At 49.4% G+C, this 22000-nt stretch carries 22 protein-coding genes and 1 pseudogene; 2 read left to right on the plus strand and 21 right to left on the minus strand.

The window, feature by feature from the left end:
* Window positions 1–369: 369 nt before the first annotated feature.
* From PHU01S_RS10800 to lgt, 7 genes are all read right to left on the minus strand, one after another.
* The gene (locus tag PHU01S_RS10800; protein ID WP_127507605.1) at window positions 370–699 is read right to left on the minus strand and encodes a four-helix bundle copper-binding protein; all 330 of its coding nucleotides are present in this window, start codon (window positions 697–699) and stop codon (window positions 370–372) included.
* Window positions 700–936: 237 nt separating this feature from the next.
* The gene (locus PHU01S_RS10805) at window positions 937–2238 is read right to left on the minus strand and encodes a cell wall-binding repeat-containing protein (RefSeq protein WP_246029211.1); all 1302 of its coding nucleotides are present in this window, start codon (window positions 2236–2238) and stop codon (window positions 937–939) included.
* A 13-nt stretch (window positions 2239–2251) separates the two neighbouring features.
* Window positions 2252–3157: a F510_1955 family glycosylhydrolase gene (locus tag PHU01S_RS10810; RefSeq protein WP_373864537.1), complete on the minus strand. Its 906-nt coding sequence runs from the start codon at window positions 3155–3157 to the stop codon at window positions 2252–2254.
* Between the two features lie 134 nt (window positions 3158–3291).
* Entirely contained in the window at window positions 3292–4362 is a 1071-nt protein-coding gene (locus tag PHU01S_RS10815) for a sensor histidine kinase (protein ID WP_127507609.1), read from the minus strand.
* Window positions 4359–5051: a response regulator transcription factor gene (locus tag PHU01S_RS10820; RefSeq protein WP_127507611.1), complete on the minus strand. Its 693-nt coding sequence runs from the start codon at window positions 5049–5051 to the stop codon at window positions 4359–4361. The genes PHU01S_RS10815 and PHU01S_RS10820 overlap by 4 nt, the downstream gene beginning before the upstream one ends.
* 109 nt (window positions 5052–5160) lie before the next feature.
* Window positions 5161–5808: a TVP38/TMEM64 family protein gene (locus tag PHU01S_RS10825; protein WP_127507613.1), complete on the minus strand. Its 648-nt coding sequence runs from the start codon at window positions 5806–5808 to the stop codon at window positions 5161–5163.
* A gap of 73 nt (window positions 5809–5881) precedes the next feature.
* Window positions 5882–6874 carry a prolipoprotein diacylglyceryl transferase gene (gene lgt, locus PHU01S_RS10830; RefSeq protein ID WP_246029212.1) on the minus strand — a complete coding sequence of 331 codons (993 nt, stop codon included), beginning with the start codon at window positions 6872–6874 and terminating at the stop codon, window positions 5882–5884.
* Between the two features lie 431 nt (window positions 6875–7305).
* Here lgt and PHU01S_RS10835 point away from each other — a divergent pair, with 431 nt between their 5' ends.
* Window positions 7306–8949, plus strand: coding sequence for a multicopper oxidase family protein (locus PHU01S_RS10835; protein WP_373864535.1), 1644 nt, complete (start codon window positions 7306–7308; stop codon window positions 8947–8949).
* 16 nt (window positions 8950–8965) lie between these two features.
* Here PHU01S_RS10835 and PHU01S_RS10840 read toward each other — a convergent pair.
* The 5 genes and pseudogenes from PHU01S_RS10840 to PHU01S_RS10860 form a co-directional block, all read right to left on the minus strand.
* A pseudogene (locus tag PHU01S_RS10840) lies at window positions 8966–9636 on the minus strand (recombinase family protein).
* 264 nt (window positions 9637–9900) lie between these two features.
* Window positions 9901–12231: a VirB4-like conjugal transfer ATPase, CD1110 family gene (locus PHU01S_RS10845; RefSeq protein WP_127507620.1), complete on the minus strand. Its 2331-nt coding sequence runs from the start codon at window positions 12229–12231 to the stop codon at window positions 9901–9903.
* Complete coding sequence (locus PHU01S_RS10850) at window positions 12224–12589, minus strand: PrgI family protein (RefSeq protein ID WP_127507622.1); 366 nt, start codon at window positions 12587–12589, stop codon at window positions 12224–12226. Before PHU01S_RS10850 ends, PHU01S_RS10845 begins: the two co-directional genes overlap by 8 nt.
* Window positions 12590–12614: 25 nt before the next feature.
* Window positions 12615–12944 carry a hypothetical protein gene (locus tag PHU01S_RS10855; RefSeq protein WP_127507667.1) on the minus strand — a complete coding sequence of 110 codons (330 nt, stop codon included), beginning with the start codon at window positions 12942–12944 and terminating at the stop codon, window positions 12615–12617.
* Window positions 12945–12968: 24 nt separating this feature from the next.
* Window positions 12969–13154 (minus strand): aspartyl-phosphate phosphatase Spo0E family protein, encoded by a 186-nt coding sequence (locus tag PHU01S_RS10860; protein ID WP_127507624.1) that lies wholly within the window; start codon window positions 13152–13154, stop codon window positions 12969–12971.
* A gap of 164 nt (window positions 13155–13318) precedes the next feature.
* On the opposite strand from PHU01S_RS10860, the gene PHU01S_RS10865 reads away from it, so the two are divergent.
* Window positions 13319–13654, plus strand: a complete 336-nt coding sequence (locus PHU01S_RS10865; protein ID WP_036684668.1) for a helix-turn-helix domain-containing protein — start codon at window positions 13319–13321, stop codon at window positions 13652–13654.
* 21 nt (window positions 13655–13675) lie between these two features.
* Here the strand turns inward: PHU01S_RS10865 and PHU01S_RS10870 are convergent, their stop codons facing one another.
* The 9 genes from PHU01S_RS10870 to PHU01S_RS10910 all read right to left on the minus strand — a co-directional run bounded on the left by PHU01S_RS10870 (window position 13676) and on the right by PHU01S_RS10910 (window position 21722).
* Window positions 13676–14515 carry a VirB6/TrbL-like conjugal transfer protein, CD1112 family gene (locus PHU01S_RS10870; protein ID WP_246029213.1) on the minus strand — a complete coding sequence of 280 codons (840 nt, stop codon included), beginning with the start codon at window positions 14513–14515 and terminating at the stop codon, window positions 13676–13678.
* A gap of 67 nt (window positions 14516–14582) precedes the next feature.
* Window positions 14583–14891 (minus strand): glutamyl-tRNA amidotransferase, encoded by a 309-nt coding sequence (locus tag PHU01S_RS10875; RefSeq protein ID WP_069202418.1) that lies wholly within the window; start codon window positions 14889–14891, stop codon window positions 14583–14585.
* Complete coding sequence (locus PHU01S_RS10880; RefSeq protein ID WP_048743973.1) at window positions 14888–16657, minus strand: VirD4-like conjugal transfer protein, CD1115 family; 1770 nt, start codon at window positions 16655–16657, stop codon at window positions 14888–14890. The genes PHU01S_RS10875 and PHU01S_RS10880 overlap by 4 nt, the downstream gene beginning before the upstream one ends.
* Entirely contained in the window at window positions 16644–16835 is a 192-nt protein-coding gene (locus PHU01S_RS10885; protein ID WP_021877380.1) for a hypothetical protein, read from the minus strand. Before PHU01S_RS10885 ends, PHU01S_RS10880 begins: the two co-directional genes overlap by 14 nt.
* A 40-nt stretch (window positions 16836–16875) precedes the next feature.
* A complete protein-coding gene (locus PHU01S_RS10890; protein ID WP_048743968.1) occupies window positions 16876–17778 on the minus strand; it encodes a hypothetical protein in 903 nt (300 codons plus the stop codon).
* On the minus strand, window positions 17775–18737 hold the full coding sequence (locus PHU01S_RS10895) for a PcfB family protein (RefSeq protein WP_069202417.1): 963 nt from the start codon (window positions 18735–18737) through the stop codon (window positions 17775–17777). The genes PHU01S_RS10890 and PHU01S_RS10895 overlap by 4 nt, the downstream gene beginning before the upstream one ends.
* Window positions 18679–20070, minus strand: a complete 1392-nt coding sequence (locus PHU01S_RS10900; protein WP_021877805.1) for a relaxase/mobilization nuclease domain-containing protein — start codon at window positions 20068–20070, stop codon at window positions 18679–18681. Before PHU01S_RS10900 ends, PHU01S_RS10895 begins: the two co-directional genes overlap by 59 nt.
* A 14-nt stretch (window positions 20071–20084) precedes the next feature.
* Complete coding sequence (locus tag PHU01S_RS10905; RefSeq protein WP_021877804.1) at window positions 20085–20528, minus strand: plasmid mobilization protein; 444 nt, start codon at window positions 20526–20528, stop codon at window positions 20085–20087.
* Between the two features lie 246 nt (window positions 20529–20774).
* Window positions 20775–21722: a DUF3991 and TOPRIM domain-containing protein gene (locus tag PHU01S_RS10910; protein ID WP_048743965.1), complete on the minus strand. Its 948-nt coding sequence runs from the start codon at window positions 21720–21722 to the stop codon at window positions 20775–20777.
* Between the last annotated feature and the right edge of the window lie 278 nt (window positions 21723–22000).

A 22000-nucleotide genomic window follows, 5' to 3' on the forward strand; every position in this document is an offset into this window, starting at 1 on the left:
GTGTGTTTGAACGTCTTCGTATTTCCACATTAGTCTATGGAGGGATACCTATAACGAGCACGGCACAGGCCTAGAGTAACAGATTTACGTACCGTACTGATACAACCGAATTTGCCATAGTGCCCATTTCGAGCATCGAAATATCAATGTTGACGACATCCGGCCGAATATTCTTGTAACAGTTGGACGGCTTCTTCCCCATTCTCTGCTTCTTTAAATTTATATCCCTTAAATAAAGTTCCTACATGAGTGAGTACAGAATTTTTTCTACTGCGTCAGTTTAACCAAGATTGCTACTTTAAGCAATTGAAAAGATAGAACACCGAAACAGCCTATCCCCAGAGTGGGATAGGCTGTTTTCGCCTTGTTTCAGCTCGCCATAGCTCGGCAAGCTTTTGCACATGAGAAACAAGCATCGGCACAGCGCTGACAGTGTTCATGCTCGTGCTTTTTGCACTCATTCCCGCATGCTTCGCAAACATCGGCGCAAATTCGGCAAAGCTCCTTCGCATAGGAACTGTTATGGGACATCGCTTGCGCAGCAAAGGCACAAATGTCGGCGCACTCCCGATCCAACCGGATGCATTCTTTCATCCCCGCAAGGTGATCTTCATTCAAGCAGGCGTCATAACAGTGATTGCATGCCAGCATACATTTTATGCATTCATCAATGCAATGTTGAAATTGCTCATGTGACATGGTTTTACCTCCCAATTTGAAATTTGTACCTTTTATGTTTTACCCAAACGAGCTGATTCGATACACTACAAACGAGTTTTTCTTAAAGCAAGCCTTACCGCTATATAAACGGCGACACCTATGATCGCGGCCATGAACAATGCACAAAACAGCATCATGACCCATGACCATCCGTACATCATCCCCATCATAATCAGACACCTGCTTTCTTTTGGGAATTTGTGTTCGACCTCATCATCAATGCTTCATGCCCGGCATTTCGCCGCCTCCGGTTGTGCCCTCACTTGGTTTAGGGGACGGTTCTGTCTTTGTATTTCCACCGCCATGCCCACCGTGACCTTCTCCCGTCTCCGATACGATCTCCAGCATGGAATCGATCTCCCCTTGCGCCACGGCGGTCAACGAATCCTCGCTCCCTGTTAACCAAGCATGATTGTATGGCCCTTCCGTTGGTTCTTTTTTATATTTCGGTTGAACAGACATGACATAGGCCATCACCGTATCCGGTAGCTTATCCTTGTCCGTCCAGAGAAGCGGTGCATGTTTGCCTAAATGCGAGAATGGAGCCGCCGCGAGTGCCAATGCTGCGGAATCTTTATTGACGAATGAAAAGTTATGACCCGGCGTTGTAATCCCCCAACCAAAACCGGTTGTGGAATCTTTATACTTGGCGAAGGCAACGGCATTCGCATAGGGATCGTTTCCCGCAATACGAACCACTTTCCCGTACTGACCCAATTGTTCTTGGACTTTGGCCGAAATAATCGATTCTGGCCCGAGCAAATAAATATTGGCTTTTCCGCCCCGTGTCTTTAAAGCATCCAAGGTTTCTTGCGGGACCTCATCCTTTTTAACATAAAGTAGCGGCTCAGGCATATGAGAAATCCAATTCACTGCTGGCATCGTATATTCTTCGCTGTCCATAGAACCAATGATGACCGAAGGCGGATTTTCCATCGCGACAGCGGTATAATAAGCATCTACGGCTCTGGCTACGGCTGCCGGGTTGCCCCCTGCAATTTTGTCCGTCTTGTAGCCAAGCGCTTTTATTTGTTCCTCTACCTTGGGATCAAGATCCCCGACCAATATAACCTGGGTTCCTTTATTCATGTCCGTCCCCATTGGTTTTAGCCTTTTCAATTCGTTAAGCGTTACATCTGGTACGCTGTCTTTATTCACAAACAGAACGGGACCGTTATTCGGGTGATGAATCAAATCTGCACTAACGAGGGTCGTTTGCCAATCTTTCGGGTTCGCCAGAACGACGCCTCCGGGACGGTTCGCATCACTGGTTGCCATCCACAACGTTTTCGAAACAAGCACAGCAGCTTCCGCCGGGTCACTTGCGTTGATGCGCGTCGTGTTTTTTGAGGCAATCCACGGCATCGATACCGCACTGGCCGGGCTTTGTGCCGAACCGGTTTGCGTGCCCATGTTGTTCATATCGTGTGGAGTGGAAGAATTCGATTTGTTAAAACATCCGGTCAGAGCCAGTGCTGTAACCGCCGAAATAATACCGACTTTCAAGCCTTTTTTCATGCTTAAAAACCTCCTATTTTCGATTGATAGTTTTGCCTTTATCTGCAATCTGTATCCATGTAGCGCCACGATCGGTAGAGAGATAAATATCTTTTGGTTCGGTTGCGATGGCCAGCTCTTTCGGATTCGCCGGATTCTGGACAACATAGGCGATCGCATCCTTGCTTGGCGTCTGGATCGCCAACGATTGTTTACTCTCTATATTGATGTCAAGCAGTGAAGCATTAGGACCGGAGGTAGCTATCATTACGTTACCGGAATCCGTGAAGGTCAGGGCCGAAACCGGTTTTTTCGGAACCATTGGGGTAAACCTCTGACCGTAATCCCTCGATAGATAGGCGCCTGTTGTCGTGCCGACAGCAACGATCGATGCATCAGAAGGGTGAGCTGCGATTACCGTCATCTGCCCTTGGAGACCGGTTGCAGGACTGTTTGTCCAGGTTTTCCCTTCATCCTTGCTATAAAACAGCCCTGACTGTTTCATTTTGGAGTTAGGTTCCGGGTTCACCACGTATAGCGAATGCGAACGATACCCGGCTGTCATACCGTGTAGATCGACTTCCCCCTCAAGAGCAAGAACCGAGATGGTTTTCCCATCATTCGTGCTTTTCACTAGGCCTAAGGGATTTTTAAACTTCGAACCCGGTGCTGGATGGCCGCTGCTGTAAAATCCGTCATCGACCGTGGTGAACCCCATATAATCGTGCTTCTCTCCAGAACCTTCATTCCATGATCCGTCTGTATATATCTGTAGTCCGTTGTGAACGGGAATGAAAAGCCGTTTTCCGTCTGCGGAGTAACCAAGGCCATGTAGGTGCATAAAAGTGGTACTCGCATTGGAATTCGGCCCTTGCTCTGTGTTTTTCGAGCATGCCGTGGTCCCGATCAATAGTACTGCCGCTAGTACAAGCATCGTCATCTTTTTCAAAAAAATTACCCCATCTCTAAAAGAGACCTGAATTCAGTGTCCCCCATGTATTTCCAAACCATTCGATAAAAAATCAAGTCATAAACAGTGTAATCGATACTTTTGAAGATTCGATGTAGAACGCTCTACTGTCTCTTGGGAAGCCGAATTGTAAAGGCGGCACCTTCCCGGTTCTCGGCCGAAATTTCCCCGCCGTGGGCTGCAACCAACTCCTTGACGATGGTTAACCCCAGCCCGCTGCCTCCGGTCTTCCGATTGCGAGACTTATCACCCCGGTAAAATCGCTCGAACACATAGGGCAAGTCCTCCTGTGGGATTCCCGTTCCCGTGTCTTGAACTTGGATCCAAACATGCCCGCTGTCTTCATTCCCCTCAATTCGCACTTCACCGTGTTCTGGAGTAAATTTCAGAGCATTGCTAAGCAGATTCACAAGTACCTGGATCATGCGATCATGATCGACAAAAACCTGAATATGAGGACTTACGGAACACTGTAGATGAACGTTTTTTTCACGATAGGCCGCAGCAACCAGTTCTACGCCTCTCTCGATGATGGCCGCCAATGATTCTTCTTTTCGCACCAACTGAAAACCAGGGGACTCCACATGCGTCAGGTCTTCCAATTCGGCCACAAGCTGCGTTAATCGTTCGATTTCTTCGTAGCAGGAATGGATACGCTCCGGCGTAGGCTCCCAAATCCCGTCTTCCAAGGCGCGCATATGGCTTTTGAGCGTAGCCAAAGGGGTTCGCAATTCATGCGCGATGTCTTCGGTCATCGTGACGCGCAGTTGCTCATGCTGCTGCAACTGTTCCGCCAGTGTATTTAGCGATGCGCCCAAGTCTGCAAGCTCATCTTTCCCTTGAATGTCCACTCTCGCACTCCATTCCCCGTCCGTCATGCGTTCCGCGACTCGCGTCATATGAATGAGAGGAGCCGAAATTCGTTTGGCCACATAAAAACCGAGAAATACGGCAAGTACAATCGCAACGAAACACGTCCAGATGATCGTTTGCATCATCGCTTGTTCTAAATGATAATTCAGTTCAGGTAATTCGTGCGTCATGCCGGCTTGCGCTTGATACAAGGAGAAATGATAATGGGTCGTCAAAATAACGCTAATGGTTGAAATCAGAACAATGCCAGCAGCAATCCCGATAATAATTAGAGCCAAACGGGTATGCAGACGCTTATTCATGTTGTTCCTCCTGCAAACCGATAGCCAGTTCCATACACCGTCACAATATATTTTGGGGACTTGGGGTCGCCCTCTATTTTTTGCCGGATATTTTTTACATGTTGATCGATCGTTCGGCTATCACCGTCAAAATCATAGCCAAGCACGCGTTCCACAAGCTCGTCTCGTGAAAAGTGACGTTGAGGATGCTTGGCCAGGACAAGCAGCAGCTTATATTCATTCGGGGTCAGGTTCACCGGTTGGCCGTCACGAAATACTTGCTGCTTTAACGAATCAATGATAAGTTCCCCTTGATTAAAGGCCAGTCGATCCGCAAGCAAATGATACTCGTCCGTACGCCGCAGGATCGCCCGAACCCGAGCTACGACTTCACGTGGGTCAAAGGGCTTGATCAAGTAATCGTCGGCCCCCATGGATAACCCCTTAATCCGATTGTTCTCGGAAACCTTGGCGGTAAGCATCAAAATCGGAACAGAATGGATTTGACGAATCGTTTGGCAAACCTGCTCGCCCTCCATATCCGGAAGCATAAGGTCCAGGATGACGAAGTCAATCGATTCGTTTTGCACGCGCCGAATGGCCTCTCTGCCTGTTTCGGCTTCAACGGTCTGAAAACCGTCTTTTTTCAAGTAGGATACAACCACATCCCGAATTTTCGATTCATCATCGACGACCAATACGGTTTTCATAATCAACCTCCAAAAACAAATCATATATTCCAGTCACACCAAACAAATATGTGGATACAAAAGAAAATGGAGATGCCCCTTATCCATTTTCCCCTTCCTGTTTGATTGTTCATTCCGCATCCGAATCCTGTCGTTGGGAAAATCTCGTCATGTGATACCAGCGATAGCAAGCATAGATGACTATCAGAAAAAGGGCGTACATACACAGCGTCCATGCAACATGGGACAAACTAAAAAACAACTGGCCTCCCATGACTGAAAACATAACCATCACTGGGATTTTCCCGATCAAGGTAGCAAGGAAGAAACTGCCGAAGCTCATCTGGCTGATCGCCGCGGCTGCATTGATGGCCGGTGCCGGGACGAACGGAAGCAGCCGGGCCGTTAAAACAGCCAGGAACGCATTTCGCTCTAAAACCAGCATAAATCGGTCCATTCGTTCAAACTTCATGACGAAATGCCTGCCCCATTCTTGAAACAAGACCCGAACGGCTAGGAACTGAAGAGCACCGGCTACCGTTGAGCTGGCCACATTGATTAATGTGCCCCAGATTGGCCCATATTGAGCGCCCATGATCCCGGCAACAATTCCGAAAGGGACGATTGGGGCCGCGGCCAAAAGGATCGCTATCCCGATCATCCAGGGGAGGCGTTCTGTATCTCCGTTTGTCAACCACGAAAGGATCAATTCTTTGTATGCAATGATTAATACAATTCCTGTTCCGTATAGAAGTAGGACAGCCCCTTTTTTGATCATAACGACTCTCCGAATAAGGGCAGAGGAGACCCCGTCTCCTCCGCTAAATGTTCTTGCCTGACAAGAAAGTTGGTCATGAAATGGTTTTAGGTTTCCTTGAAGAAAGATCGTTCCACAGGATAAACACAATTGAAATGAGGATAACAATGATGCTTGTCCATTGCGCAGCACTCAGATGAAATAAATATCTAGGCGTATCCCTCCTAAGCGTTTCCAGAAATAAACGTCCCAACGAGTACAGGATGTTATAGGACAGGAATATAAAGCCACGAGGCCACGACCGATTTTTCAAAATTAACAAAATCCCGAAGACAACAAAATCCCACTGACCTTCCCACACCTCCGCAGGCCATAATGCCTGGGAACCATAAGTTTCATACGCAATCGTTCCTGGCGGATAGACAAGCCCAAAATTCGAACCTGTCGGGGAGCCAAAGGCATCTCCATTTAAAAGACAAGCGATTCTCCCTACTCCCTGGCCAAAAATAATAGCCGGTGCCACGATATCTGCAAATTCCCAGAAATTAATCTTTTTACGCCAGCAATAAATAAGACCGGCTGCAAATCCTCCTATGAGCCCTCCTTGGATCGATAAGCCGCCTTTCCAAATCGCAAACGATTCGAGAAGATGCCGCGAATAGTACGCTCCCTCAAAAAAAACAACTTCCCATAAGCGTGCTCCTACAATAGCCCCCAAAATCACATAAAAAACGACATCCCAAAGATGCTTACGATATTCCGATCCTCTGGCAAGATACAGGGCGACTCCAAGTGAAAGAAGGATGGCGATTGCAATGATGGTGCCGTATGCCCTTACAGGATAATCTCCAATCATAAATAAAATGACTTTCATATTATAAGGCACCCCCGTGAAATTCTTTTGTTTTAAGTATAACCCACGTTTATGAAGAACCTGTGTAAATAAAAAAAATTGGAGTTGGCCGCATATAAAAAACCAGCTCCCCTTTGTTGAAAGGAACCCGGTTGTCATCCATAAAGAATTATTTATTTCATCACCCTGCAGGCTTCCGCTACCTCGCTGGTGTTGCAGTAAATTAATAATCAATGTTCGGAATTTAGAAAGATAACATTTTCCCAGCGCGTAAAGGAGTAATCAGTCTTACAACCATTGCGTTCGGATTTTTAAAGGTCGGCGAAGCCATTTAAAGTTGCGAAGGGGCAAATCCTGTTCAAGGCCGCCCGGATGATCGGTCTATCGGACCGGCGGAGACGTCTCCTTGTAAATCCATGGATTCAAAGGACCACATGGAATGAAGAGCAAGTCCGGAATGGCTTGGCCTTCTCAATATGTTGTTTCTCTTAATATACGGTCGATCTCTTTCGACCATACATACCCCATGTTTTCGTTCTGTCTCTGCGAACTCCTTCCTTCTTCAAAAGTTCTACACAGGCTTCGGCTATGATTGATTTATGGGAAGATCAGTTACAGAAAGGAATGAATAAGCTATGAAGCTAGGTTGGAGGCTCAAAAGTATAATGGCAGTCGGAGCTTTATCTGTTATATTGGCCGGTTGTTCAGGTTCGATTGGTGGAATGAGCGGAATGGATCATTCGAAAATGAATATGGAAGGAACCAAGGAAACTCCGGAATCAACAAATACTCAATCAGAAAAGTCCGTTGTATTAACGGGAAAAGAATTTAATTTGATTGCCGCCCAGAGCAATCAGGAAATAGCCCCCGGAAAAGCGTTGCCGGTTTGGACGTTCAACAATTCCGTTCCTGGACCGCAAATTCGGGTTAAACAAGGAGATACGATAAAGGTCAATCTTAAAAATCAGTTGCCCGAGCCAGTCACCATTCACTGGCACGGCGTTCCTGTACCGAACGCCATGGATGGCATTCCAGGCGTAACGCAAAACGCCGTTCAACCAGGCCAGTCGTTTACGTACGAGTTTAAAGCAGATGTCCCTGGCACCTACTGGTACCACTCGCATCAGGATAGTGTAAATCAGTTGGATCGCGGATTATATGGGGCATTCATCGTTGAACCGAAAGAAGGTACCGACTTTGATCGTGATTATACACTTGTCCTCGATGAATGGATGAGCTCCGGGGAAATGTCCGGCATGAATATGTCCGGAGGCAACATGTCGGAAATGGATCATAGCAAAATGAATATGGGCAGTTCGGATGGCAAAGACAATAAATCTAGCATGAACATGTCGGGCATGGATTACAGTACGATGAATATGGGGAACGAAAACAAAGCTTCGACCAAGACCGACAATAGTTCCATGAATATGGGACACGATATGAGCATGTACGATCTGTATACCATAAATGGAAAATCCGGTTCGCTGGTAGATCAGCTTCCTGTTAAGGAAGGAGATAAAGTTCGAATCCGTTTGATCAATGCGGGCTATCTGTCTCATCAAATTCATTTGCACGGACATGAATTCAAAGTTATTGCTACCGACGGACAACCTATAAACAATCCAGGTATCCTGAAAGATAATGTCGTAAGTATTGCTCCAGGAGAGCGTTACGATATTGAATTTGTCGCCAGTAATCCCGGCCAATGGTTGATCGAGGACCACGGCGACAAAGCTGCTGTTAAAGGGATGAAAGCCACGATTGCTTATGAAGGAGCTCCCGCCGGTTCCGACAAAGCGAATGAAGTAGAGAAGCTGACAGTTGTCGATATGAGCCGTTACGGCCAAGCAGGCAAAGCCAACTTTACGTTAGATCAGAAGTACACGTTGGAATACACGATGAATTTGAATACCGAAATGAAAAACGGCGAAATGGTCTACACCATAAATGGAAAAACGTTTCCGGAAACCGAACCGATAAACGTAAAAAAAGGAGATACGGTCAAGGTTCGCCTTGTCAATAACTCGAAAACTGACGACCATCCGATGCACCTGCACGGTCACTTCTTTCAAGTGCTAAGCAAGAACGGGAAACCGCTTGAAGGATCTCCAATCATAAAGGATACGTTGAATTTGAAGCCGGGCGAAGAATACGTTGTCGCATTCGAAGCAGATAATGAAGGCAACTGGATGTTCCACTGTCATGATCTGCATCATGCTTCTGCAGGCATGGTAACGGAGCTGAAGTATACAGACTATAAGACAAATTTTGTTGCAGACCCGAATGCAGGGAATAAACCGGAATAATAGCCAGGGGATGGCTTCAAGCCATCCCCTGATTCCCGTTCTCTGCATCGTCTTTTGAAGCAATGGGCGATTGCTTGTTCCGTCCATTTGCTCCCTCATACTCCCTCACTCGCCGGTAAAACATCGGTTTTTTCATACCAATTCTTCGCATTGCCTCGGTTGCCGTGATTTGCCCTGCTTTCCACTCCCGGTATGTCTGGATAAACTTATCGTCAATTTCCTGTCTTGGTCTCCCGAACGTTACGCCATCGGCTCGGGCAACTTCGATTCCTTCCGCCTGCCGCTGCCGGTTGTTTTTCCGTTCCTGCTCGGCCACATATGCCAGCAGGCTTAAAAACTGATCCTCCATGACTTTGCCGAAATCACCCATTTGTGTGAACTTTCGGGAATCGAACAGCGTTTCGTTATCTAGACATACGATGTCTGCGCCGATCTCCCGCGTAATGGCTTTCCATTCGGCAATTATGCCGTCGTAATCTCGGCCCAGCCGATCCAGCGCATCCAGGTAAATCAGGTCGCCCTCTCTAACATCAGACGTATTGCCTGATAGCGCGGCCGCTCAAAATCCTTGCCGCTCTGCTTGTCTACAAATATGTATCTTTCATCAACGCCAAGTTCCCGGAACTTGACGAGTTGTCGTTCCAGATTTTGATCTTTAGCCAACACACGGCCATATCCCAGCTTCATGTGTACTTTCCCCCATATTTTGAGACGTAAATACAGGATTTTTTCCCGCGCATCAAAAAGCATGCAATTTGAAATGATGAATTGGATAAGCTGCCCATTGATGTTTTGTAAGAAGTAATAGAAACTATGGAATGTGAATACTCGGCAGAACATTGTAAGTTTCCTAACAGCCAAGATTTACTGGTGAAGAGTCCATGAGAAATGTATATTAGTGCTTAAGCGGCTGATCCTGTTTGCGACCAGCCGCCTACTGCTGTTTATCCATTACTCTCCGGGCTTCGTTGTCATTAGGCTATACAGTTTCGTGTGCCGCGGAAACTTATCGTTAAACGGCACAAGGGAACTACCGACCTTCATCAGACCATTCCCGGCGTCAACATTCGTAATGTAAGACAGCTGCAGGTCCGAAATGTTGAGCAACTCGGCAAGCTCTATCCGGTCGGTGCTGGCCTGATTCAGCATGACGATGAATTCACTGTTTGCAAGCATGGTGCGGGCTGTATGACTTTGCAGCAGGTCGTCCACATTTTGCGTAATCCCTGTGCAAAAAGCGCCATACTTTCGGACACGTTTCCAGAGCGTGAACAGAAAGTTGGCGCTATATTCGTGCTGGAACAGAAGGTAGATTTCATCAATAAAGATAAACGTATTCTTGCCTCTGGCGCGATTTTGCGTAATCCGATTCAAGATGTTGTCAAGTACAACCAGCATGCCGATGGGAAGAAGCTGCTTGCCCAAGTCGAGAATATCGTAGCAAATGAGCCGATTGTGGACGTTGACGTTGGTCGATTGGGCGAACGTATTCAGACTGCCGGAAGTAAATAATTCAATGGCCAGCGCGATGTCCTGCGCCTCAGGTTCTGCTTGCTTGAGCAATTCCGCGCGAAAATCCTGCAATGTCGGCGGCTGTCCCTTATAGTTGCTCCGCAAATACTTGCGGTACACAGCGGCGGTACAGCGATCGATGAGCGACTTCTCCTTGGCTCCAAGCTGATGTCCTCCGATCAACTGCTCGCACAACGACAGGACGAATTCCGATTTAAGAATGATCGGATTGGCACCGTCGCCATAATCCCGGTTCATATCCATCGCATTGATATGGTTCGACGAAGTAGCAGATATGTGAATCGTCTCGCCACCCAGCGCATTTACCAGAGCGGAATACTCCCGCTCCGGGTCAATCAGGATAATGTCGTCATCGCTCGCCAATATCTGGTTGACGATTTCCCGTTTCGCGGTGAAGCTTTTACCGGAACCGGATACGCCAAGGATAAAACTGTTTCCATTCAGCAGTTGCTTTCGATTGGCGACGATCATATTTTTGCTGATGACGTTTTGCCCGTAATAAATGCCGTCTGGATGCATGATCTCCTGCGCTCGAAACGGGATAAATACAGCCGTGCTTTCAGTTGTGAGTGTCCGCAAAGCATGAACCTTTCGCAGCCCATAAGGCAGCACCGTATTCAAACCGTCCATTTGCTGATAGGAGAGCGTGGAAAACTGGCACAGATGCTTGCGAGCGGTGGTAAGCAACGTTTCCGTATCGCTATCGAGTTGTTCTTTGCTGTCCGCAACATGCACCATCGTAAGTAGCCCGAACATCATCCGCTGGTCGCGCGTGGTCAGGTCGCTAAGAAATTCCTTGCTCTCCTTGCGCTGCTGCTCCATATCGTAAGGAACGACGGCGGAAAAGTTGTTATTCCGGTTTTGCCGTCGCTGCCAATTCGTAATGTTCGTCTCCACGCCGAGCAGTCGATTCTCCACTTCGCGAACAGCTTCATCGGTCGGAATCGGGATCACATCGAGCGACAGCAGCAAGTTGCGGTTCAAATCGCACAGTTCGGCTACCATGCTGTCCTTGATGTAGCTGGCGTAATCACGAAGAAAGATGACCCGACCGTAGTATTCGCCCATCCGAAAATGGTCTTTGGCAAACTCGAAGGTGTCCGGGCAAATATAATCCTTGAAATCGTGTCCCTTGCGCATCATCTCCTGCATGTCGAAGCGAAAATCGGCTTCCTCGCCAATCCGGAAGAAGTCATGCAGAATGCGCAGGCGGTCAGTCGCATCAAGTTCGGTACATTTCGAGCCGAGACGAGAGAAATGCGCCGTCAACTCCGTGCCGACCCGCGCGAAGTAATGGCGAGCTTCATCCACGTTCTTTTTAACCACGGAGATGGTGATGTATTTCTCTTGAATCGTCCCATTTGTGTTGCCATCCGTCGCTTTACCAAGCAACATGTCGTTGTACTCCTGCCGATATACATCCAGCCCGTCGTGCTGGAGCGGAATAAGAATGGAACGTTCAACATCTGCCTGATTAAGCCGCCGATTGTGAATCGTAATCTTCGTCGTCGCGCCGCTGTCAAACGAATTAAGCAATTCGGAGTAGGAAAGGAACATCATCTCCTTGTCCTCTCTCGATGCGACAGCGTAGTTGATGTCCGCGAAACGGAACGACTTCGAGAATTTGTTGCCGACAGCAAAAATCCCGTCCGGCCAGATGGCGCGGATCGGGATCGCTTGTTGTACGCTTTTGGGAATGACAGACCGCTCCTTGTCCTGCTTCATGGTGCGCCTGAGCGTCTTAATCATCGCGCTTCATCCTTTCTTGCACACGCTTGTGCATGCTTCCTTTCAGCGCTTCGTAGTAAATGTTGGTCGAGCGGAAGACAAGCCGTCTTGGCATCAGAAACTCCGACTTCACATACGCCCACAATAGTTGCTCCGCCGTCATACCGTGATAGCGGATAAACCCGAGCGCGGCGCAGGGAGCTGCCCCTAATATGCACATCCAACTGAGCGTTTCCAGTCCGAAATGACTGCGCAGCCCGAAATACAGTCCAATCGCCGCAGCGACCGCCAGAATAGAAAAAAAGAACTGCCGCAAGGACAGTCCGAAGAACAAGCTTTCCGTATAATCCCGGATTTCCCGGTTGATTTTCACTTCCACTTTTTATCCCTCCCGGATGAGCAGTCTACGCCTCAGGCTCGTTGCGTTCAGGTTTGAACAGTGTGTCGTCATCAAATGGCAAAGGATTGCTCAATAGTTCCACAGCAAGCTGAAAGCCATCCTTCATCCCTTGCAAATATAACCACTCATTGATAATCGATTGTTTAAAATGATGTCTGTCCTCCCAAGCTTCAAATTCAGGCATACGACCAATATCCATACCAACAAACAAGACTTGAAAAGCCTTCTTTTCTTCAGCACGAACACGCTTGAGATCAGGATGATGCTCGAATCGTGCAGAAACGTAGTCCAATCGACCTTGAATAGCTGTTCGAAACCACGGTGGAATTTCCATCACCTGCTTCCCCCCACAACTCTTTTACCTTACCTGCTGCTTCTGCTTGGCTTTCATGTGATGATAGCAGGCTACTAGCTGATCGACCTTCTGACTTTGCTCTTGAAATGTTTGATGGCCGGATAAAGAAATGGATTGCTTTATTAACTGTTCACCAAGCGTATTCAGCTTTCGCCGCTCCTCTTCCAGTTCTCTTAACAATTCGTTCATTTATCCATCCTCCCGTTTTTATTGTGAGAGCCGACATTTTTGAATGAAACACGGTGTATGTTAGAAGACTACTTCGATGGTAAGTTTTAATCTCATTTATGTCAATTGTGTACTCCTCCATAATGGGAGTTATAAACTCAACCCCTGTAAAGAGGTGACGCTTGATGATTGGTTACGATAAAAAGAAGGTGGGGCAACGCATACGGAAGCAACGAGAGGCTTTGGAAATTTCTCGTGAACAACTGGCTGAACGAGTTGGACGGGTCCCAAGATTTTGCGCCGATATTGAACGAGGTAAAGCCGGGATGTCCATTGAAACGATGTTCAGTATTTGCAATTTGCTCAAGCTTTCTCCTAATGAATTGCTCCTTGGTCAAGAGGAGAGCGCCACACCTTACGATGAAACGGCATTGATTATGGCTGCGCTCAATCAATGCACAGAGAAGCAGCGCAAGGATGCTCTGGCGCTATTGAAGCTATTTTTGACCGCAATCCGATAACTCCCATCATTCACAAGGTGATTACAGTCCCATCATTTCGCGCACGATACGATCTGCCATCTTCACCGTACCGACAAGAACGAGCATGTTGAAAATGAGTTCCCCGATATACGTCCACACCATCGTAACCGCGCCCGCACTAGAATCGACGGCTGGAGGAGCGGTAGCAAAGGCGGAATAAATGATACACGCCAGTACAATAATCGCGCCTTCCAGACACGCTGCCGCGTATCCTTTCAGGAACGACTTGCCGATATTTTGGCTTGGCTCCCCCGCAAATGCGGACAGCGGAACGGGGGCTATTGCCGTATACAAATAGATACGGAAAAAGCGCCCGTACACCGAAAGGATCATCACAAAGGATAGCACCGTAATGAACAAACTGCCGAGAATGGTGACGATCCACAGCGGAATGCTTTGCCAGAAGCCAACGTCTTCAATCGCTTGCGCTACCGTATCCGGCAAGGCCATAGCCTCTGTCGTTCCAAACCCGGAGCGTCCCATCATCGTTGAGATGATCCCCTGTACAATCGTAAAGAGAGCCATCATCAACTCCAGACCATAGGTTACGACCGCCTTGGCGAGCACAAAGCGGATAAACAGCTTGACGGCCATCTCCGGCCTTTTCACTTCCGCAAAACTGCCGGTCGACTTCACCACGCCAATCACAAAAAACAAGACCAGAAGCGCCAGTCCCGTCGCCTGCAACGCACCGTGAATATCTGAGATGACACGCCAAACGCCCCCACCCTTAAAATCCGCTGGCGATTGCGTAACGAGGCTCCAGATTTCATTCATCTTATCGTTCCAGGTATCCAAGGCATTTTCGAGGTTGTCGATCACCCAACTGTTTTTTGACACATGCTCACCCCTTCCGTAAACGGGGAACAGACGAAACGTCCGCCCCCCTTCATGCAAAGCTTCAGGCTCATCCGGCAATCAGGGTAAGAATTTCCTTCGTAAACGTAATAATGACCCCTCCGGCGAGCGTCAGAAACCCGTTTGCGCGCTGAGAAGGGTCATGGGATTTTAGCGACAATCCAATTTGAACAATGCCGAAACCGAGAATAATCATGCCAATCGCACGGATTAAACCGAAGATAAAAGTAGACAGGTTGTTGACTGTCGTCATCGGATCGCCCTCTGCATAAGCAGTGGAGACGAATACAGTTCCCGTTAAGATCAGCACGATGTACAGGGCCAGCAGCCGTTTCGTTTTCATTTTCAAGTTCATCATTCCCTTCGTAAAAATAACGACTCTACTTCTTCTTCCGAAAGAAGTTCATAATCCCCGTCTGCATGAAGGAACACGGATTGCCAGTCCAAAGCGTGTTCCGTGCCGCCATGCTGATAGGGAAGACCGTTACCATCCGTCGTGAGCGAGACATGAGGATGCCTGAGCAAATCATATTTGTCGTCCTGGACTGGATGTTCGCCACGGATAAAGAGCAGGCAAAAGCGGTTATCCAGCAACCTCACCTCGTCTGGTGTGAGCAATTCGCGGCCTGATTGCTGGTAGTTGATCGAGTAGCTGCCGTTTCTCCCCTTGCTCTGGCCGTAGGTATTGGTATCAATCGTTTCCTTGCCAAGCAGCTCCGAGACGTATTTGTGGGTAGACTGTTCGTTGCCGCCCAAGTACAAAAATTCGTCGCAGTTGCCCACAATCGATTCCCACGCATCCTTGTACAGCGCCTTGAGTTGCGCTAAATTTTGCAAAATGATAGAAACTGAAATTTCCCGGCTGCGCATCGTGGAGAGCAGCTTGTCAAATTCGTCGGGAAGCGCTACATTGGCGAACTCGTCCATGACAAAGTGAACATGAACCGGCAGGCGTCCGCCATGCCGATAGTCCGCCTCGTACATCAAGCATTGAAAAAGCTGCGTGTAGAGCATGCCGACAATGAAGTTGAAGCTGCTGTCGTTATCGGGAATGACGGCAAACATCGCCGTCTTCTTCTCCCCCATAACGGGCAATTCCATTTCGTCGACCATGCTCATCCCCGCAATCGTATGCAAATTGAACTTCTCCAATCGAACGCCGAGGCCAATTAAAATGGACTTGGCCGTCTTGCCCGCCGCCAGCTTGAAAATGTTGTACTGCTTGACGGCAAGGTGTTCCGGATCGCGCATGGCCAGCCGCTCGAATAGTTCATCGAGCGGGCTTTGGTACGTTTCGTCCTCCTCCCGCACCTCCGCAGCCGCGATCATTTCCATGACCATTGGGAAGTTTTGCTCCTCGGGCGGTGCTTCATATAGGAGGTATAGCACGAGCGCTTCCAGCAAGGCGGTCTCGGATCGCTCCCAAAAGGGATCGTTGGTATTGCTGCCCTTCGGTGTCGTATTGCGGATCAGATTGGTGACCAGCTTGAGAACATCCTTGTCGTCTTGCAAATAGGCGAATGGATTGTAGCCATGCGAACGGTGTTGATTGATGAGATCCAGCACCTTGATGTCATAGCCTTCGGACTTGAGTAGATGCCCGGTATCGCGCAAAATTTCGCCCTTGGGATCGAGCACGACAAAGGACGTATGCGCCTGCATAACGTTCGGCTTGGCGTAAAACCGCGTTTTGCCGGACCCGGAACCGCCGACGACAAGAACATTCAGGTTCCGGCGATGCTTGCGGCCATCCAAGCCGATGCGTACCTGCTGCGTCAGAATCTTATTTTGTTCCGGTTGCTTGTCGCGATACTTGGCATTTATCCGTCCGGCCTTGCCCCATCGTGCGCTGCCATGCTCTTCGCGCCGCCGATAGTTGCGCGGGGACGCCAAGTAGATGCCGACCGAAATCCCATAAATCAACGTGAACAGCAACAAGCTTCGCGGCGTATCCTCGACCCATTGAATCTGGAAGGGATTGTTAATCGCCTCGCTGAGATACAGCAGAAGTGCCGGTAATCCCTTTGACAAAGCGGGGGCGGCAAGCAGCGCCGCCCACACGACCGGAATAAAAAAAACCGCAAAGAGTAAAAGATTACTCCTTGCGGTTTCAGCGCGCCGCATGATGACTCCGGCGCTTTATTTTTTGATAGGGAGCGTCAATCGCTTTGAGCAGTAAATCGTCAACAGGATCGGTCGGCCGCTGCTGGCCGATCAAGTCGTTGCGGAGCGCATTCAAGGCGTTGATGACAATGCCATGCTCGTAATGATCCATTCTCAGGATGCGTTCTTCCTCTTTCATCGCCACTCCTCCCAACAGAAAAATGAAAAGCATGCCACGACTAGCGGATGGAATCGCTGCGATTCGGTTGCTGCTGTCGCTGCTGGGCCAGCATACGGTGTATACGACGGGAAATGTCGTGTGCCGCATCCTTCATCACCGTCAGCTCGGCGCGAATATGCTGCGGCTCCAACTCCTTGAGCCGTTCGTGAACCTGGCCGAAGCGGAAAGAAGCCGTCTCGACGCCGAACTTTTTGCAAAGCATATACGCAGCGCAATAAGCTTGGAAATTGTAATGGGAGCGGCTGTAGTCGTTATGGCCGCGATCAATCTCCGCATGCGCCAACTCCTGTGCGAGCGCCCGAAAAATGTCACTGGCCCCAAGCCCGTGACGTATCACGATGTTTCGCGTATCCGGCTGATAGAGCGCATGAACCTCCGCAGGCAAGGCATCTCCAATCGTAATCGTAACAGGTGAGCGGTCCATCAATGCCTTGATGCGCGTGCGGTCATCCGGGTAGATCGGCGATTCCTTTTTCGGTGCGGTTGTTTGCGCAACATCGAACATCTTCTTGGGGTTGTAGCTGATTGCGGTACTCCCATCTTCTCGCTTGTATTCCTCGCCTGGCTCCAAGATGTAAAATCCGGATTCCTTGCGACGGATATAGACGCCTTGTTCTTTCCAGCTATCAAAATCAGCAATGCGAGTGGCATCCGGGCGCTGCGCGAAAATAAGCAGCGCATTCGCGACGCTGTAGAGATCAAAACGGCTTTGTACGTCCAGATAATGCTGAAATTGTTCGCCGTTTTGCGTAATGGCGGCTGTGGCAGTATCAATCGTCTCATACGTCCACTGCCGCAGTTCTTGCTTTTTTTGCGCCCACGCTTCTTTGTCGAACGGCTGCTCACGCTGACCGGAGGCCGTCGTGACTTGGGGCTGGAATAACTCGTCCAGTTCGCTCATTTCGATTTCCCTCGCTTTCGACTCCCGGCCATCGGAACGGATGCTTTACTGCCGGACGCCGAATTCCCGCGATCTCTGCGCTTAGGCAACGACGGTTCCTGCACCTGCTGCCGCCGTCTGCTCTCTGCCGCCCGGTTTTCCTCCCGAATTTCACGCAGCAATTGGCGGACGGACACTTTTTCCTTCGGCTTTTCAGGGTCAATCGTAACCCTTTCGTATGCCGCGCTGCGCTCGGAGGTAGGCGCGGACGGAGAGGATGGTTCCGTTGTCCTCTCCTCCTGTGTCGGCGGGAGGGGAAGCGGACGCTCCGGTTCCGTTCGCTCGACCTCCCACGCCTCGGCCGCCGGTTGATCGGTTCCCTGCTGCTCGTTTACCGGCTGCACCTCCGCCGCCGGCTCGGGCTTTCCCAACAGATCGTCCAAAAAATCTTCGCTCACTACCGCTCCCTCATTTGAAGCTGGCGACTCGTTGGCTCCTTCTTCGGGTGTCCCGGCATGTTGCTCCGGTGGTTGCGCCGCCCCTTCACGCTCGACCGACTGCTTCTCGCTGCGGGATTTCACAATCTCCTGCTTGATGCTGGCCGTATCTACGGTCGCCAGCTTGAAGCGTTCAACGATTCGGTTGATCTTGGACGCATCCTCGGCCCGTACCATGACGTCGCAAAGCCCGTCCACATTTTTCTTGTCACGCAGCGCGCAATAGAGGACACCATACCGCTTCGCTTCTTTGCAAAACGTCGGCAAGTCTTCATTTCGTACTGCAAATACCTTCAGTTCCTTACCGCTGCGCAGCAAGCTTTCCAAACGAATGCGGCCTCTTGTTCGTTTTTGCCCTTGCAGGGCGGCGAACAAATAAACAGCCAGATGCTTCGCGCCTTCGCCGGAAATTTTCGCCATGACTTCAATGCCACGAAGACTCATGCTGACGACCTGATCGGCCGCCTCGGTTCCGCTGCTCATGGACATTGGCCTCCCTTCGTGTCGATTGGTCTTCCTCGTTACGTTGCAGCTTGTTTGCCAGTTCGTCGGATCGGGCAAGAACGCCCGTACAAAGCCTCACCTCCTTTCGGAGCTTCGCAAGCTGACGGGAAAGTTCGGCAATTTGCGATTTATACGACTCGATTTGCTCGGGAAGCTGACAGCGGCGAAGCCGGTTGTACAGCATTTTGCGGGAGCCGTATCCTTGTCGCAATTCCGTTTGCAGCCCGTCAAGATAACCCGTCAATTGATCCGTATTGAAAATTCGATGACGGCATAACAGCTTGGTTTGCTCCGTGATGGCCGTCAGATATCGTAAGTCTTCGCGCAATAAAAAAGACGTCCGTTTGAGGGACGCGCGGGAATGAGGCAGAATCCCCATCTTGAATAAGTACCGCAGATACAAGGCTTGCAGACCGCTAAATCTACGTCCGATATGCAGGGTACTGCGAACGATGACGGCTCGTCTGCGCCGCGGCAACGGCATCGGTGGCTGACGCTGCGGTAACTGGTTTTGCAGAATACGCTCTTTTATCGCATGCTCCGTGTAATCGTCGCCAAGACTGCGCAATCGAACAAACCGCTCTTTGCCCGGCGGGCGTACCGCCAAATGCTTGACGTTCGACTTCATTTCATAACCCTGCTTCTGAAGGATCGCGAAAAATTGCGTCATCGTCATGGCAGCGGCGATAGCGGCGTCGATGTCCTCGCGTATCAAGCCGCGCCAAGTCGGCTTGCTTTCCTGTTCCGCTCGCCACTCACCGTAATGCTTGGCCTTACCCGGTTCCGGCTGCTCGATGACCGATAAGGCATGCTCCCGGCAAAGTCGATCGGATGTTTGCCGCATCAGCGCGTAAGAGGCTTTGTTATCGTAGTAGCGTTTACCGTCCAGGAACGACACCGCATTAAGTACGAAATGATTGTGCAAGTGCTCCTTGTCCAAATGGGTTGATACAACGACTTCAAAGCGCTCCCCCCATAGCTCCTGCGCCAGTTTGATGCCAATGGCATGTGCCACCTCCGGCGTCGTTTCGCCCGGTGCAAACGCCTGATACCCGTGAAAAGCCACAATGCCATCAGTCTTTTGAAATTGTCGTTTGGTTCGCTGCATTTGCTCGTAAGCGGTAAGCGGATCGCAATTGATCCCGCTCACGTAAAGCTGTTTTTCCGTTTTGGCATCCGCGCTGGTATAAGCGAGCACCTGCTGTAAATCATCATGCGCTACACGCGCTTGATCGGTCTTATCAGGATTGGTGGCGTAATCCAGCACACGCTTGAGGCGGTCGGTAACGTCCCATATTGCGGTTGTCGCCATGTGCGCTGTCCCCTTTACGGTGGATGTACGTTAGAATTTCCTTGTAGCTCGTTTCTCGGTTCCGGTGCGGTCACGGCTTGTTGAATCTGCTGGACGGCGCGGCGCAAGTGGTCTGCTTCCTGCTGAAAAGCCGCTCGATCCAGATGACCTGTCGCATGGGCCTTCGCTGCGAGTTGGTTAAGGTTATTGCCGATGGCGTGAAGCTCGCGCATCATAGCGAAATAGTCCGTTGGCGGCATCGCCTTCGGGACATATCTATTAATCAGGGATCGAATATAACCTTCCTGTGAAAGTCCCGATGTCTTCGCACTCGCTTGGAGCTTTGCGTTTTCATCATGGTTCACCCATACCTGAATGCGAATCGCTCGTCTTCTCATCATGTTCACTCCTTCTTCAAAGGACATGGCTCGCACGAAATAGCTGAATGGTTTCTGCTGTTTCTGAAAGATACCGATCATTGTTGAAACCTATATTCTTATTAAAAGAGCGTGTAGCTGAGGCAGGGGTATTAGGGGCTTGCCCCTAACAAGCGAATTTGGGAGACCAAATTCAGTGCTTGCTGCAACACGAGACATTCGTCTCGCGTCGCCCTGAAGGCACCTGCCGGGAAAAAGGGGAGGGGCATCGAAACGACAAAAAGACGCTGATCGCTCAGCATCATCGAAAAGACATGATTCACTTACAGCCGATCCCCGTACCCATCGCTAACGCGTTAGCTCAGAGCGATGTTTTCGATAAGCTACCAGTTCATCGTTAACATCTTCACCTTTAGGTAGCTCGTCGGAAATGGCATAAGCGGTGCCAAGCAAACGAATAATCATATTTGCCGCTGAACGGCCCGGATCGTTGTTATCTAAATGAAGCACCAGACGATTAACCTTTGGATAGCTTTGCAAATAATGAGTGAGTGCAGCCGGTGTCGTATCTTCATACGTATTTTCTTTTGGACCATATATCCCTCCAAGTGATAATTGATGAGATAAACGCCAGTCCTTTTCAAAGATTGAGGCAAGAGTACAATACGATAACAGATCAATCGAACTCTCAAATACATGCAGTTCAGAGCTGTTCCCAATGGCGGGGATGGAGAACGAATACCGTTTGTCACTACCTGACGCTTCGCTCCTGTATCGGGTTTTGGTTGTTCCTCGAATCGCTGCGTACCGTGGGGAACCTTTCAAATCAAATCCCACAAATACTGCGTTATGGTACATTCGGCTTTCGTAAAGACGTCCCGAGTCGAGACAGAATTCGATTACGTCGCGAGAAATGCCGCGTTTGCGAAGATAAGCGATGACGCGATTCGAATTCTCATACGGTTCGGGAAGCTCCAGCCGCGCATTTGAACCATCCTGCTGAATGGCAGGGGTAGCTGGAGCCATGTGAACGGGTGGATTACCGTCAATTTGCAGCACCGCATCGGGAAACGACATGCCTCTTACTTTAATGAGGTAGTCCAGCGCAGAACGACCGCCGATCCCCCTAGACCACCAGAACCATTTACCGTTGGAGATTTTAAGGCTGTCGTGGGAGCGGGTCGAATAGGCGTTGCGCGAGCACCGCACCAGTTCGTATGGCTCGAAACATTGCAAATAGGTGAGCAGGTCCAATTGCTTTGCACGTTCGATTTGTTCCTTGCTTACATAGCTCATTGCCGTAGTTCCTCTCGAAAAAAGTAAATTAGACACAACGGGCTTTAAAAATCGTGTCTCTTAATTGTAAGGCTGATTTTCTTTCATCCTGCTTCATTTGTTCATCGTGCCTTACCCTTCTTTTTGGGATACAGATAAGCTCTTCTTTCCCTCAACTCTGAAGCGCCTTTCTTTTTCATGAATGCGTCTAACTCGCTTTCATAGACTTGACTGGTCACCCCGTTCGAATCACGGATGTAATAATACGTGTCTCCAAATCAGTTCTTCCCTTTGGATAT

The organism is Paenibacillus humicus NBRC 102415 (assembly GCF_004000905.1).
In the GTDB taxonomy this organism is placed as follows: domain Bacteria; phylum Bacillota; class Bacilli; order Paenibacillales; family Paenibacillaceae; genus Paenibacillus_O; species Paenibacillus_O humicus.